A 14,281-nucleotide genomic window follows, 5' to 3' on the forward strand; every position below is an offset into this window, starting at 1 on the left:
CGCGTATGGAGGTAGACGATATCAACACCATCGCGGTTCTCGGTGCTGGCAACATGGGCCACGGCATCGCGGAAGTCGCGGCCATCGCGGGGTTCGACGTGAACCTGCGAGACATCAAAGACGAGTTCGTCCAGAACGGCTACGACCAAATCGAGTGGAGTCTCGGCAAACTCGCCGAGAAAGACCAACTTTCCGAGGAAGAAGCAGACGCGGCACTCGACAGAGTGACGCCAATCGTGGACTTCGAGGAAGCCGTCTCGGACGCCGACTTCGTCATCGAGGCAGTCCCAGAGAAGATGGACATCAAGAAGGACGTGTACGGTGAGTTGGAGGAGTACGCGCCCGACCGCGCCGTCTTCGCCACGAACACGTCCAGTCTCTCGGTGACGGAACTCTCGGAGGTCACGGAGCGCCCCGAGCGGTTCTGCGGGATGCACTTCTTCAACCCGCCGGTTCGGATGCAGTTGGTCGAAGTAATCTCCGGCGCACACACCGACGACGAGGTGCTCGACCTGACCGAAGACCTCGCCGAGGAGATGGGCAAGACGCCCGTCCGCGTCCGTAAGGACAGCCCCGGCTTCATCGTCAACCGCGTGCTGGTCCCGCTGATGAACGAGGCGGCGTGGCTTGTCTACGACGACGAGGCGACTATCGCTGAGGTGGACTCGACCGCGAAGTTCGACATGGGTCTCCCGATGGGCCTGTTCGAACTCACCGACCAAGTCGGCCTCGACGTGGGCCAGCACGTTCTTGAATACATGCACGACGTACTCGGCGAGGCCTACGCGCCATGCCCGCTCTCCCAACAGAAACTGGAGAACGAGCACTACGGCAAGAAGTCCGGTAAGGGATTCTACGACTACGAGGACGGCGAGGGTGCACAGATACCAACAGACGCGGGCAAGGAATTCGTCGAGGCGCGCCTCCTCGCAGTGATGGCCAACGAAGTCGCCAAACTCGTCGGCAACGACGTGGCCGACCCCGCCGCCATCGACGAGGCCATGATGCTCGGTACTGGATTCCCGGACGGTCCGGCGAAGATGGCCGACGAAGCAGGTCTCGACTCGCTACTCGAAACGCTCGAAGACCTCCACGAGGAGACCGGCGAACCACGCTACGAGCCAGCCGACTACCTCAGTGAAGCCGCCGAGGAGGGTGGCTTCTACGGCGGCGAGGACGGCGACGGCGACGACGAGTCCGGACAGTACGAGTACGACACCATTCGCGTCGAGAAGCCCGGGGACTACCTCGGGAAACTCGTCATCGACCGCCCGCACCGCATGAACACCATCAGCGGCGAACTGCTCGGCGAACTCGGCGAGGCCATCGACGCACTCACCGAGGACGACGACGTGCGCGCCATCCTACTCGTCGGCGAAGGCGACAAGGCGTTCTCCGCGGGTGCGGACGTACAGAGCATGGCCGCTGGCGGCGGCGACCCGCTCGAAGCGGTCGAACTCTCGAAGAAGGGCCAAGACACCTTCGGCAAACTCGAAGCCTGCCCGATGCCAGTGTTGGCGGCCATCGACGGCTACTGCCTCGGCGGCGGCATGGAACTGGCGACCTGCGCGGACATGCGCATCGCCAGCGACCGCTCGGAACTCGGCCAGCCAGAACACAACCTCGGTTTGCTCCCCGGTTGGGGCGGCACCCAGCGACTCAAGCACATCGTCGGTGAAGGTCGTGCGAAAGAAATCATCTTCACCGCCGACCGCTTCGACGCCGAGACGATGGCAGACTACGGCTTCATCAACGAAGTCGTCGAAGTCTCTGAGTTCGAAGACCGAGCAGGCGAATTGGCTCGTGATTTGGCTGCTGGGCCGCCGGTTGCCCAGAAGTACACCAAGCGCGCGATGCTCGCGGGCCGCGACGACACCGACGCCGGTCTCGAAGTCGAATCGCAAGCGTTCGGCCACCTCATGAGCACCGACGACCTGATGGAAGGCATCACGGCGTTCATGGGCGACGGGGAACCTGAGTTCGAAGGGAAGTAAACGAGTGGCGAGTCGGGTGTGACCGTCTCACACCTTTCTCTTCGTGCGATAACGGAAGCCTTAAACTATTCAGCGATAAACGAAGAAATGCGTTCAGCAGGAACGTGAGTTCGCTCCGTTGGTGTAGTCCGGCCAATCATTTCGGCCTTTCGAGCCGATGACCAGGGTTCAAATCCCTGACGGAGCATTCTTCTGAGGAACAACGTGAGGAAGAAGGAAGCGCACGCTCAGGGATTTGAACTAAACCAGTCGCACGCCCGCGCAACGAAGTGAGCAGGAACGTCTGGGCGTGGTTCAAATCCCTGACGGAGCATTTTCCTGAAGCAAACCGTCGAGCAACAGCGAGGCGTTTGCGAATTGGAATCCTGAAAGACTCGCTTTGCGACTCTCTTGACGCTTGCAGACATTCGATCTGCTCACTCCCTGACGGAGCGCTTCTCCAAGTTCGACGTCAAACAGCCACGCCTTTTCCACCGAAAGTATTTGCCGTCCACACACAAACTTCCGAACATGTCCCAACGAACGACGACCGTCTCCCGAGAGCGCCAATCTCGGTCCGACCCAGAACCGAACACCCTGATGAACGCGCTCATCGGGGCAGTCGTCACCGTCGTCACCGCGCCTCTCCTCCCGTTCGCCGCCATCGTCGGCGGTGCCGTCGCGGGCTACCTCCAAGAGCGAGACGGCCTGAAAGTCGGCGCACTCTCTGGTGGCATCGCCGCCATCCCGGCGTTCTTCGTCGCGTGGCTCGTCGTCGGATTTCTCTTCCTCGGTGTAGATCCGATGCTCGGGATTGGCGGTCTCTTAGCGATGATGATCTTCGTGTTCGTCCTCGGCTATCTCGTTCTCGCGGGTGCGCTCGGCGGCTTGCTGGGCGTCTACGTCCGGAAAGAACTGTAACTCGACGTAAACTGTAAATCGACTTACTCAGTCACTCGGTCGGACGTTCGCGTTCGACTGGAACACGTTCTTCGGGTCGTACTCGTCTTTCACCGTGACCAGTCGGTCGTAGTTGTCGCCGTACATCGTCGCCGCCGTCTCGTCTGCCTCGTCTAACATCGAGAAGTTCTGGTACCCTTGCTCGGCGGCGTACGGTTCCATCGCCTCCCAGAACTCTCGGACCCACTCGACGTTCTCGTCGTCTTCGCTGGAATCTTCCCACGCTCCGTCGATGCTCAGCATGAACGGCGAACTCCGGTCGGGGAACGCAGTTTCGTCGCTCCCGACGCGGGTGACCGCGCCGCCACGCGAGCGAATCGGAATCACCGACTGGCCCGAGGGCCGCTTGCGACCGTACTCCACAATCGTCTCGATAGCGTCCTCGTTCAAATCGGTCAGATACCGGGACTTCCAGTAGTACCGTGCGCCCTTCGGGAAGAAGGGGTCGAGCATCGACTGCAACTGCAAGTAGTCCATCGGGCCGGTCATGTCCAGCAGTGGCTTCGTAATCGTCCGAAGTGGCTCGACAACTCCTTCACCCTCCTCGAAGTCACCCGCGTAGGTGCCGAGGATGCCGACAAACGGCGTTCCGTGGAGTTCTTCTGGAAACATCGGCGTTTCTGGAATCGTCCAAACGTCCGCGTCTGCGGTGAGTTCGTCGGGGGCCGTCTCCATGTAGTCTACCCACTCGCTGAGGACGGTCGGAGCGTCGTCCAGCGGATACATCGCGCCCAAGAAGAGTATCTCTGGACCAAGTTCGTACAAGTCGAACTCGAAGGAGGTGACGACGCCGAAGTTACCGCCGCCGCCACGGAGCGCCCAGAAGAGGTCAGAGTGTTGGTCCTCGCTCGCGGTGACGACGTTGCCGTCGGCAGTGACTACGTCTGCCGACACGAGGTTGTCGCAGGTCAGACCATGCGTGCGGCGCGTCCAGCCATATCCCCCTCCGAGGGTCAGTCCGGCGATACCTGTCGAAGAGATTGCCCCTCCGGGCGTCATCTGCCCGAACACCTGCGTCTCGCTGTCTACGTCGCCCCACGTCGCGCCGCCCTGCGCGCGGACTGTCCCGGCGTCTAAATCGACGTGAACGCCGCGCATCGCCGAGAGGTCGATGACGATGCCACCGTCACAGACCCCCGTCCCGGCGACGTTGTGCCCGCCGCCGCGAACCGCCACGCGCAGGTCCTCTTCGCGGGCAAATTCGACTGCCGCGACTACGTCGGCGGTTCCTGCACACCGCGCGATTATCGCGGGATACTTGTCTATCGTCCCGTTCCAGACTTGCCTGGCACTGTCGTACTCGCCGTCGTCGGGTCTGACGACTTCGCCTCGGAAGCGTTCCGCGAACGCTTCGAGCGCGTCTTCTGCTATCGTTTCTTGCGTCGCTCTCCCTGCTTCGGGATCCCCCACCATGGACCGTATGTCGCTGGCGACGGCAAAAAACGTGTATTACGAGTTTCAGGAATTCACTCTTCGATTCCCGTCTCGCAGTTCCGTCAGAACGTCGAATTTTGAAGAGACGTTCTTAGTATGGCTTCAGATGCAAATTCGGTAAGTACTACGTCGGCACCACTGGACCGCATCGCTCAGAGTTTTCGTCCCCTCTCTCGACACGGTAGCGTATGCCATACGAACAGTGCAACGGGGCCGACCTCTACTTCGAAGACGAACAACCAGCCAATTCGGAGGCAGGAAGTTCAGCGTCCAGCGGTCTGGAGTCGAACAATCCAATCGTCCTCCTTCCGGGTGTCACGACCGGAATTCGGTTCTTCGACGAGCAGTTGTCCGGCCTCTCGGGGGACCATCACACGGTCGCGCTCGACTACCGGGGACACGGCCGCTCCGAGAAGACCGAAATCGGCCACACGGTTCCCCAGTACGCCCGCGACCTCCGGTCGTTTCTCGACCAGCGAGACCTCGAAGACGTAGTCCTCGTGGGGTGGTCGATGGGCGCGCTCGTCGCCTGGGAGTATCTCGACCAGTTCGGTGCCGACGACATCGCTGGCCTCGTGGTCGTGGACATGGCCGCGACGGCGTTCGACTGGGACGACTCGGAGTACGGCGGCACCGACCTCGAACGACTCACGGACGTGCTCGAACTCGTCCAGACGGACCACTCGTCGCTGGTCGAGATGCAGATGGAGTTGACGTTCAAGGACCCGCCGTCCCCCGAAATTCAGCAACTGGTGTTCGACGAGACGACTCGTACCCCACCACCCATCAAGAGTGCGATTCTGTTCGACTACACCGTGCGCGACTACCGCGAGGTGCTTCCGAACCTCGACGTGCCTGCACTGGTCTGTGCTGGCGCAGACGAAAAGTGGCGCTCGGTAGCCTCCGTCGAACACGTCGCGCGACTGCTCCCGAACGCGGAGTTCGAACGCTTCGAGGAGAGCGGCCACTGTCTCTCGCTCGAAGAACCCGACCACTTCAACCGCGTCGTCGGGGAGTTCGTCGATTCAATTTGAGACACAGGCCGCCGCTCACTGTTGTTTCGGGTCGAGTACGTCCCGCAACGTGTCCCCGAGGACGCTGAACGACGTGACTGTTATCGCCAGCAGAGCCACCGTGAACGTCGAGGTCCACCACGTCTTCGGGAACGCCTTTCGCAGTTCGAGCGCGATGGTCTCACCCCACGACATCAACAGGAAGTTGTTCAGTTCGAGATACGCGATGGCAACTTCGGTCAGGATGAGAATCGGAATTTGGCGACTCAGTGCCGTGATTATCGTCGTGGAGACGTTCGGCAAGATGTGGGTGCCGACGACGTGGCTCCAACTCGCACCCGCGTTCTCGGCGGCTTGCACGAACTCTTCTTCCCTGCGTTGGAGGACTTCGCTGCGGACCATTCGGGCCGCACCGCCCCAACTCGTCAGTCCGAAGACGAGGACGATGAGGAGCAGGCTCTTGCCGTAGACGAACATCAGGATGACGTAGAGGACGAACGCGGGGAGGGTCTGCTGTACGTCCACGTAGCCCATCAGCAGGTCGTCCGTCCACCCGCCTGCGTAGCCAGCCAAGACGCCGATGGTCGTCCCGACGGGGACCAGAATCGTCGCGGAGACGAGCGAGACGAGGAGGCTGACTCGCATGCCCGAGACGAGCAGAGCTACCACGCTCTTGCCGGTGCTGTTGGTGCCGAGCGGATACTTCAGCGTTCCGTGACAGCGACCATCGACTACGGGGCCGACGCAGTTGTAGACGTTACTCTCGCTAATACTAAGAAACAACGGCGGCTGGTCGGCGACGGTGAGGTTCAGGTCGGGTTGCACGAACCACGGGCCGACCGTCCCGACGACCAGAAAGACGACGAGATACGCGAGCGCGGCGACTCCGGCGGGCCGCGAACGTAATCGACGCCAGTAGATTCGGGTCTGCCGTCGCCGGAGCGCCAGTGGGACGAGGACGAACGACGCGAGCGCCAGCCACGACAGCGCGAACAGCCAGTCGAGTCCAGTGGGATTTACACCGAAAAACAGCGGACGACCTTCGCCGACGACCGTGTGGTCGTAGGCGAACGCCGTAGTCAACAGCGCCACGCCGAGTGCGAACAGTTTCGTCCCCGTGCCGAGTGCGGCCGTGTCTTCCGACGCGCGTTTCCCGTTTTCGGCCGTCGCTTCGCCTCCGTAGCGGCCAGCCCCGTCTGTTCGTGTCTCTCCGTCGGATTTCGGTGACGTCTCGTCGTCGGTGTCTGCTCCGTCCATGCGTTTGGTCGAACACCGACCCGGTCGTCACCTCACACCATAAACATTAATGACCGCTCGTCCGAGGAACGAATCGTTCGAATGTCCCTCCGGAACGCTGATGCGACCGCCGTGGTGTCCGGCGTGGTGTCTCGATGAGTCTGGGCAGACACGTCGCGCGCCGCGCTGTCGTCTCGCTGGTCGCCATCTACCTCGTCGTCACGCTCTCGTTCGGCTTCGTCGCGCTCACGCCGGACCCGAATCAGGCGGCGGTCGCGTACGAAACCCAAACCTCGGGCGGGGACGCCGAAGACGTGAAGGCGGCCATCGCGGCCTACCGGTCGGCGCACAATCTCGACGACCCGATACTTCAGCGATACACCCGCTGGGTCGTGGACATCTCGACGTTCGACTGGGGCATCTCCTACTCGATGGGCGCGCCCGTCACGTCGGTCATCGCGCAACGACTCCCCTACACGGCGCTGTACGTCGTTCCGGCCCTGTTTCTCTCGCTGGTCAGCGGCGTCGCCGTCGGCCTCTACTCGGCGTTCAACAGACACGGCCTCGTAGACAGAGTGGCTAGCGTGCTGGCCTACACGGGCTTCGGCGTCCCGAACTTCTGGCTCGCGGAGGTGTTCCTCCTCGTCGTCGTCACCAAACTCGGTTTGCTGAGTCATCCCGAACTAGCGACTGCGGGGTCGTTCTGGTCGATATCGCACCTCGAACAGTACGTGGTCCCGACGCTCGTCCTCGCGTCTGGACTGTTCGCCGGGCAACTCCGCTACGCCCGCGCCGAGTCGCTGGAGTACGTCAACGCCGAATTCGTCGCCGCGCTCAAAGCGAAGGGCGTCTCGAACGGGGGCGTCGCTCGTCACGTCCTCCGCAACGCGGCGATTCCGATTCTGTCGCTGTTCTTCGCCGACATGGTGGCGGTGCTGGTCGTGGACATCTTCGTCATCGAGAAGTTCTTCGGCATCCGGGGGCTGAGTTGGCTGACCATCCGCGCCGTCAGTCAGCGAGACATGCCGCTCGTCCTCGGCGTAACGATGGTCATCGGATTCGTCGGCATCGCCGCGAACTTCTTACAGGACGTGACCTACGCGGCACTGGACCCGCGAATCGGCGACGGCGAGCGTTAGGAGTGGTTCGTTAGTCGGTGACTGTGACCCTGACTCGACGGGTTCTGGGTCCGTCGCACTCCACGAACAAGAGTTTCTGCCACGTGCCGAGCGCGAGTTCGCCGTCCTCGATGGGGACGGTTGCTGATTCACCGAGCAGGAGCGCCCGCAGATGCGAGTCGGCGTTGTCGTCGATTCGGTCGTGTCGGTAGTCGTCGTGGTCCGGGACGATGTTCTGGAGGAACGACTCGATGTCTTCGAGGAGGCCTGATTCGGCCTCGTTGACCACGACCCCTGCGGTGGTGTGCTGGACGAAGACGGTACAGAGGCCGTCTGAGACATTTTGACCTTGGAGTTCGTCACGGACTTTCTCGGTCACGTCCACGACTTGGGTGCGCTCTTGGGTTTCTACTTGGAACATGGGTGGATGTGCGTCGCCAGTCGGGGTAAATGCTGGTCTGGATTGTGTTCGAGGGGGGTGGATGAAGATATTTTCTGAGTCTTCCTGCGTCGATTGTTTGGATGGCGGTGTCTTTCTCAGTAAAGCGAGCTACTCCCGAAACCGATGAGACCGCACAGCTCCGCCACTGCACCGCGAGAGCCACGCCCTCCCCAACCGATTCGCTCACATGAGTAGTAGTATCGTGTATTTCCAACACTGCCCGGCGCGCGGTCGAATCCCGACGGTGATTCGACCGTTCCGCGCGAGGGATGAGGACCGCAGCGCGAAAGACGCGACGAGTCGCGTCTTTCGGACCTGAGGACCGCAGTCGGGTGGGGAGGCGTGTGGCCGTCGCGGTGAGGTTTCTCCTAGGCACCGGGAGTAGCTAGCTTCTCGCCAAAAAACAATTCTACAGCGCAACTCTCACCAATTCAAAGCCGAACGCCACACAAAACAGCGAAGAAAAGAACGACGATAAAACAACGCCTAAGCCAACCAATCCTCGGGCTTGGTGTCGTAGTCCACTTCCGTCGCCGCGATGTCCTCGACTTCGTTCCACTCCAGGTCCTCTATGGTGAACTCCTCGCCGTCGTACCGCAGAAGTTTGCCCTGCTCTTCAGGCTCAGGCTCCCTATCTCTCCGGCGCGCAATCTCGGCGTCCCGGTCGTCCACTTCTTTGACGATTGTCTTGAGATTCACCGGGCGACCCCAGAGGGCGAAGACGCGCTCTAAGGTGCCTTTCGCCTGCTGGATGTCGAGCATCACGCCGTTGTAGTGGTGGCCCAACAGCAACTCGTTGCGGTTGTTGTAGTTGCCGTCGTACACCGCGATGGTCGGCTTGCCGAAGTTGGTGAACTGCAACATCAGCTTCTTCTTCACGTCCTCGTACTGCTTGCTGGCGACCCGGTAGTCTCCCGTGGTCTGGCTGAACTCGTAGGTGAAGTACTTGTTGTCCGTGACGAACTCCTGGGTGAGGAAGCTGTCGAGGAACGTCACGTCGTTGTGGCTCTCCCGGACTTCCCGCATCTTGTCCCACCCAACCGTGTAGTCCAGTTCGCTCAGAGCTTCCTCCACAGAGCCATACCGCGCGTCGTCCATGATGTAGCGGGCGTACTGCTCTAAGTCCGTCTGCGAAATCGAGCGCACGAACCCGCGGTTCTGGCGCTTGCACAGCGAGAAGTGTCGCTCCGCGAGGCCCTCGTAGGTCAGCACCTTCCACGGGTACTTCTCCACGTCGATTTCCCCTGATTTCGCCTTTTCAAGTGCTTCCTCGTCCACTTTTTCGGGAGCCAGCGCGTCCAACTCGTCCAGCGTCTCGGGCGTAATCGTCGCCAGCGCGGGGTCCGAAGCCATCAGATTCTGCACCTCCTCGAAGTCCACCACATCGTGGAAGTTCCGCCACGTGATGCCGTCCACGCGGAGGAGCAGTCGCGCGACCTGCCGTCGGTTCTCCGTGTTCTCCAAGTACTCCCACAGCTCCTTGCCGAGTTTGTAGGGATTCAGCCCCGGAGAGTTCAGCACCTTCGCTTGGTGGTCGGCGTACTGCACGAACTCGTCGTCGCCAGCGAAGCCCTCTTCGCCCATCATCATCGACTCCCAGTAGGCCGCCCAGCCTTCGTTCATCACCTTCGTCAGCTTCTGGGCCGCGAAGTAGTACGACTCCGCACGAAGCATCTCCAAGGTCTCTTTCTGCCACTCCGTCATCTCGACGGCTTTCTCTGACTCTTTGTCGAAGGCCTTCCCGTGGTCCCGGAGGAACGCCAGCACGTCCATCTCTGGCTCGTCTAAATCGACCGTGCCCTCTGCTTGCTCGTTCATCCACTCTTCGTCGAACACCTGCCGTTTGACCTCTTCGCTGAGGTCCATCTCGTCCAACTTGTCGGCCAACTCTGGGTCGGGTTCGTCGTCCTCGTCGTCGCGGCGCGCTCGCTCGTGTTGGCGCTTGAACGGTTCGTGCTGGTCGATGTTGTCCTCCAGACACAGCACGCTGTCTATCCACTCCTCGACTTCCTCTCTATCGACCTCCGAGTCGGCCATGTAGTTGCCGATGCGAGCGGCGTGGCGTTCCAGCATCGCCGCCGCGTCCAAATCGTCGGCGAACATGGCGTACCACTCGTTGTTGGCGAAGAAGTCCGAGTGGGCTTCGACGTGCGTGATGACCGCCTTCTGGTCGGCCACGCTGTTGGACTCCTGCAGGAACGCGTGGGAGGGGTCGTCGTTGATGACGATTTCGAACGCCTTCCCGCCCGTATATTGCCCTTGCTTCTGCTGGCGGTCGTACTGCATGCCCCACCGCCAGTGGGGATAGCGCTCTTGGAAGCCGTTGTAGGCGATGAGTTCGTTCATCTCGTCGTAATCGACCACCCAGTAGTTGACCGGGTACGGCTCTAAGCCGAGCTTTTCCGCCAGTGCGTTCGCCTCCACGACTGGTTCGTGGAGCTTCGATGCCGCCTTTCGTGTGATTGGTCGTTCGTCCATACTATTCGGCCTCCGTACTCAGGATTTCGTAGATAGCAGTCGTCACGTCCTCCGGGCCGTTGACGTAACTGACCGCCACCTCGTTCGACTCGGCGTAGTGTTCGTCCACCTCTTCGGCGTGGGTCGCGTTGATGGCCTTGCCGTCGGGTTGGGTCTCCACGTAGGCGTGGAGGTTCGCCGGAATCTCGTCCATCAGCGGGATGACGTTCTCGCTGGTGTCGTTGCGGGAATTCTCGCTGTCGCCCGCCGCAAACACGTAGCGGTTCCAGTCGCTCCACGGGTACCGTTCTTCGAGAACTTGCCTCGCAAGCTGATACGCCGACGAGATTTTCGTCCCACCCCCCGAGCGAATCCCGAAGAACTCGTCGCGCTCGACTTCCCACGCCTCTGCGTCGTGGGCGATGTAGACGAACTCGGCGTTGTCGTACTTGCCGGTGAGGTACCAGTCGAGTGGCGTGAAGGTGCGCTCGACCAGTTCGCGTTTCTTCTCGCGCATCGACCCGGACACGTCGCGGATGTTGACGACGACGACGTTCTTCTCGCGCTCCTCGATGATTTCGGGATAGCGGTAGCGTTCGTCTTCCGGACGGAACGGCACGTGGCGGATGCCCTCTTCGCGTATCTTCTGGGCGGCGCTCCTGTGGGGAACGCTCTCTTCCATCTCCTCGATGCTCTCGTAAGTCGCCAACTCGTCTTGGGGAATCGCCTTGTACTGCTCGTCCAGCCAGTGTTTCGAGACACGGATGCCGCTTCCGCGCGCCCACTCGAACACCTTCTCGGGACCCCAGCCATCGATTTTGAGCGCTTCCCGAACGAACTTCGGGTCGAAGTCCATCGCCAGCTTGCGTTTCAGCCCTTCCTTGAACATCCGCTCGAAGTCGAGCGTGCTGTTCGGGCCGGTCCGGGTCATGTCGGTGAAGTCGCCTTCCTTCTCCTCGATGACTTCCTTGCCTTTGGGTTCCAAGTCGAGGCCCAACTCGTCGTCCAGTTCCTCGGCGAACTCCTCGGGGTCCATCTCGTAGTAGTCGTGTTCGCCCGATTCGTCGCCGGGGTCGCCTTCTTCGCCGTCGTCACCGGGTTGTGGCTGTGGCTGGCCGACCGGGTCGCCCACGTCGGGTTCGCCCTGTCCGATGCCGCCCCTGTCGAGGCGGTCGTAGGCGAACTCCGGCGGGTCGATAATCTTGATGGGGATGTTGATCTCGTCCGGGAGACTCTGGCCGAGGTCGCCGTACTGGATGAAGTCCGCGAGGTCTTGGCGCTTGTCCTCGCCGACTTCCCGGTAGCGTTCGATGTCTTCTCTCAGTCCCATCTCTTACTCACCTCGCTTTCTCGCTCGTTCAGTCCCATTTATAACTCACCTGACTCATGACGTGCTGACTGGTCAACTCCGCCGACGCGGGCGAGTAGCCGAACATCTCGACCATGTTGTCCACGGTCTCTGCTTTGACAGTCTCCGTCTCGGTGTTGCTCGGCGGGTCGGCCCACTGGTTCGGGTCGAAGTCCTCGTACACCCGGCGCACGTCGTCCCAGTCGTAACTCGCGAGGACCGTCTTGATGATGGGTATCTCTTTGGGGTCGATGTCGCCAACTTTGAAGTCGTCGCTGCGGTTCTCCCACGCGTGGCGGTTCAGCGCGGTGATGACCTTGTTGCGCCGGAACTCCTCGACCGCTGGCGCGGGTTCGTGGCCCTCGTCGTAGCTCTCCGGCGAGAATCGTCCCAGATGCTCGGTCTCGAATATCTTCATTTTGAGGGCATCGGGTTCGATGCGCTCGCCACGGTCGTTCTCGACGGGAGCGTCCGTCGCCCACGCGTAGACGTGTTCGATGTACTCCTCGACAGTCTCCTCGTCCACGCGTTTGTCGCGCATCATCGCGTCGAGGACGTCCTCCTCCTGTCGCTGGAAGACGTAGTTCTTCACGGGCACGAGGCGATTCTCGTACTCGGTGCGCTCTGCCGTCGAGAAGACTGGGGCCGCAGTCAAACCCTCGGCCATCGCATTGAGGATGTCACGCGGCATGATGACCTCCTCGACGGCGTGTTCGACGTGGTGGCGCTCGCTCTCGTCGTTGAGCAGGTCCGCGATGGTGTCGCGGGTGTAGGTCACCGGAATCCCCTGCTCGCCGTCTTCGCCGTCGTCGCCGAAGTCGAAGTCGTCCTTGTCCAACCTGTCGTCGCCGTCCAGTAGGTACCCTCGGTCGAACAGCATCGCCTTATCGACGAGGTCCAATCCGGCGGGCACGTCGTCGCCGTCGAGTCGCGTGACGACGCTGTAGAGGGCGGCCGCTTCGACTGCGTGCGGTGCGAGTTCGCGCTTCGTCACGTCGTGGTGGTCGCTTCGCACGTCCACCGATAGCGGTTCGCGGATGAGCCCTTCCAACTCGTCGTAACTCATCGCCATCCACACGTCCGTCTCGTTGGTCAACTCGCGGCGGATGAGTTCGGCCTCTAAGCTCAAGTTAGTCAAATACTTGAATCGTCTTCTGTCCAACCTGCGCTTCAGTGCCTTCAGCGGGTCCTTTCCGCCAGCCTCCGAGTGCTGATTGAGTTGTGCCTCCAAGTCGGGGTTCGAGATGATGACCAACTGCGTGTCGATGTCCATCCCGATACCCTTGTCGAGTTTAACCGTCTGTTCGTCGGGAACGTTCAGCAGTTTCTGGAGCAAGTCTGCGTGCTGGGCAGCGTCTTCGACGATTGTCAGCAGGCCGTTGCCCTGCGAGAGGACACCGTCGTAGCTGAACGCTTGGGGGTTCTTGCGCCCCCGCGAGTCCAGTTCCTGCAACATCCCGCGCATCCACGACCCGACGAGGCGCTCTTTCGGCGGCCCCGAGTCTTCGGAGTGCAGGACGCCGATGCCCTTCCCGATGTCCACGACGTAGTTCTTCACGCGGAGGTGGTTCGGGTCGGTAATCGCGGAGAACAGGTTCTCCTCGCCCTGTCGGCGGTACTGCTCTTCGAGGTAGTCGTAGGCCTCTCGGCTGAAGGGGTCAAGTTTCCCATCGACCTTGATGCCGATGTGATCGTCGGTGTTCGACTGGAGTTCGGCCAGCACGTCCGCCCGAACCTCCGGCGGGAACACGAGCAAGGGGTTCGACTGGACGGGACTCGGGAACCAGTTCTCCTCGTCGCCCGCCGCAGGGTCGTCGCCGTAGCTCAGACTCCGCGAGTCGCTCGCGGAGGCGATGTTCCACTCGACGGTGTATCTGCGGCCTTCGTCGGTCTTGGAGAACTCGCGGAGTCCGTTGACCAGACACCGCTTGAGTTCCGACTTACCGGTGGCCGTGGGACCGTCGAACCAGATTATCTTCTCGGCCTTCCCGCGCTCCGCCGCAATCGAGCGCAGGTCGTCAACGAACGCATTGAGAACTTCTGTATTGCCGAGTATCGCGTGTTCGCCGTCGTTTGCCGGGTCGTCGAAGAACTTGTAGCGGTCCTTCTCCTCGCCCTCTTCGATGACGGTCCGGGTGCCCATCGACTCGATGGCCGAGAGGAGATACTTGCTGGCGTGGGAAGCGACGGTCGGGTTCTCGAAGGCCGCTTCGACGTACTCGTCGAGGCTCATCGGCTCTTCGTACGTCTCTCGCAACTCGTGGTCGGCCCGTTCGATGTAGTCGCTGCCACTCGGCACG

At 61.4% G+C, this 14,281-nt stretch carries 10 protein-coding genes and 1 tRNA gene; 5 read left to right on the top strand and 6 right to left on the bottom strand.

All coding sequences use genetic code 11. From position 1 onward, the window contains the following. Positions 1-5: 5 nt before the first annotated feature. The 3 genes from F7R90_RS05795 to F7R90_RS05805 all read left to right on the top strand — a co-directional run bounded on the left by F7R90_RS05795 (position 6) and on the right by F7R90_RS05805 (position 2,894). Positions 6-1,994 (top strand): 3-hydroxyacyl-CoA dehydrogenase/enoyl-CoA hydratase family protein, encoded by a 1,989-nt coding sequence (locus F7R90_RS05795; protein ID WP_158056313.1) that lies wholly within the window; start codon positions 6-8, stop codon positions 1,992-1,994. 112 nt (positions 1,995-2,106) lie between these two features. Beyond that, positions 2,107-2,181: transfer RNA gene (locus F7R90_RS05800), tRNA-Glu, on the top strand. A 323-nt stretch (positions 2,182-2,504) separates the two neighbouring features. Further along, on the top strand, positions 2,505-2,894 hold the full coding sequence (locus F7R90_RS05805) for a DUF5518 domain-containing protein (protein WP_158056314.1): 390 nt from the start codon (positions 2,505-2,507) through the stop codon (positions 2,892-2,894). 27 nt (positions 2,895-2,921) lie between these two features. Here F7R90_RS05805 and F7R90_RS05810 read toward each other — a convergent pair whose 3' ends face one another. Then, on the bottom strand, positions 2,922-4,346 hold the full coding sequence (locus tag F7R90_RS05810) for an FAD-binding oxidoreductase (protein WP_158056315.1): 1,425 nt from the start codon (positions 4,344-4,346) through the stop codon (positions 2,922-2,924). 209 nt (positions 4,347-4,555) lie between these two features. Between F7R90_RS05810 and F7R90_RS05815 the strand changes: the two genes are divergently transcribed. Next, the gene (locus F7R90_RS05815) at positions 4,556-5,401 is read left to right on the top strand and encodes an alpha/beta fold hydrolase (RefSeq protein WP_158056316.1); all 846 of its coding nucleotides are present in this window, start codon (positions 4,556-4,558) and stop codon (positions 5,399-5,401) included. A 15-nt stretch (positions 5,402-5,416) separates the two neighbouring features. Here F7R90_RS05815 and F7R90_RS05820 read toward each other — a convergent pair whose 3' ends face one another. Then, positions 5,417-6,637, bottom strand: coding sequence for an ABC transporter permease (locus tag F7R90_RS05820; RefSeq protein ID WP_158056317.1), 1,221 nt, complete (start codon positions 6,635-6,637; stop codon positions 5,417-5,419). 134 nt (positions 6,638-6,771) lie between these two features. Here F7R90_RS05820 and F7R90_RS05825 point away from each other — a divergent pair, with 134 nt between their 5' ends. Continuing rightward, positions 6,772-7,755, top strand: coding sequence for an ABC transporter permease (locus F7R90_RS05825; protein ID WP_158056318.1), 984 nt, complete (start codon positions 6,772-6,774; stop codon positions 7,753-7,755). Between the two features lie 10 nt (positions 7,756-7,765). On the opposite strand, the gene F7R90_RS05830 is transcribed toward F7R90_RS05825, so the two are convergent. The 4 genes from F7R90_RS05830 to F7R90_RS05845 form a co-directional block, all read right to left on the bottom strand. Next, the gene (locus tag F7R90_RS05830; RefSeq protein ID WP_158056319.1) at positions 7,766-8,155 is read right to left on the bottom strand and encodes a secondary thiamine-phosphate synthase enzyme YjbQ; all 390 of its coding nucleotides are present in this window, start codon (positions 8,153-8,155) and stop codon (positions 7,766-7,768) included. A gap of 507 nt (positions 8,156-8,662) precedes the next feature. Further along, positions 8,663-10,654: a SpoVR family protein gene (locus F7R90_RS05835; RefSeq protein ID WP_158056320.1), complete on the bottom strand. Its 1,992-nt coding sequence runs from the start codon at positions 10,652-10,654 to the stop codon at positions 8,663-8,665. Position 10,655: 1 nt separating this feature from the next. Continuing rightward, positions 10,656-11,963 carry a YeaH/YhbH family protein gene (locus F7R90_RS05840; protein ID WP_158056321.1) on the bottom strand — a complete coding sequence of 436 codons (1,308 nt, stop codon included), beginning with the start codon at positions 11,961-11,963 and terminating at the stop codon, positions 10,656-10,658. 28 nt (positions 11,964-11,991) lie between these two features. Next, on the bottom strand, positions 11,992-14,280 hold the full coding sequence (locus F7R90_RS05845) for a PrkA family serine protein kinase (RefSeq protein WP_225741274.1): 2,289 nt from the start codon (positions 14,278-14,280) through the stop codon (positions 11,992-11,994). Between the last annotated feature and the right edge of the window lies 1 nt (position 14,281).

The sequence above is a fragment of the Halorussus halophilus genome, assembly GCF_008831545.1.
Taxonomy (GTDB): domain Archaea; phylum Halobacteriota; class Halobacteria; order Halobacteriales; family Haladaptataceae; genus Halorussus; species Halorussus halophilus.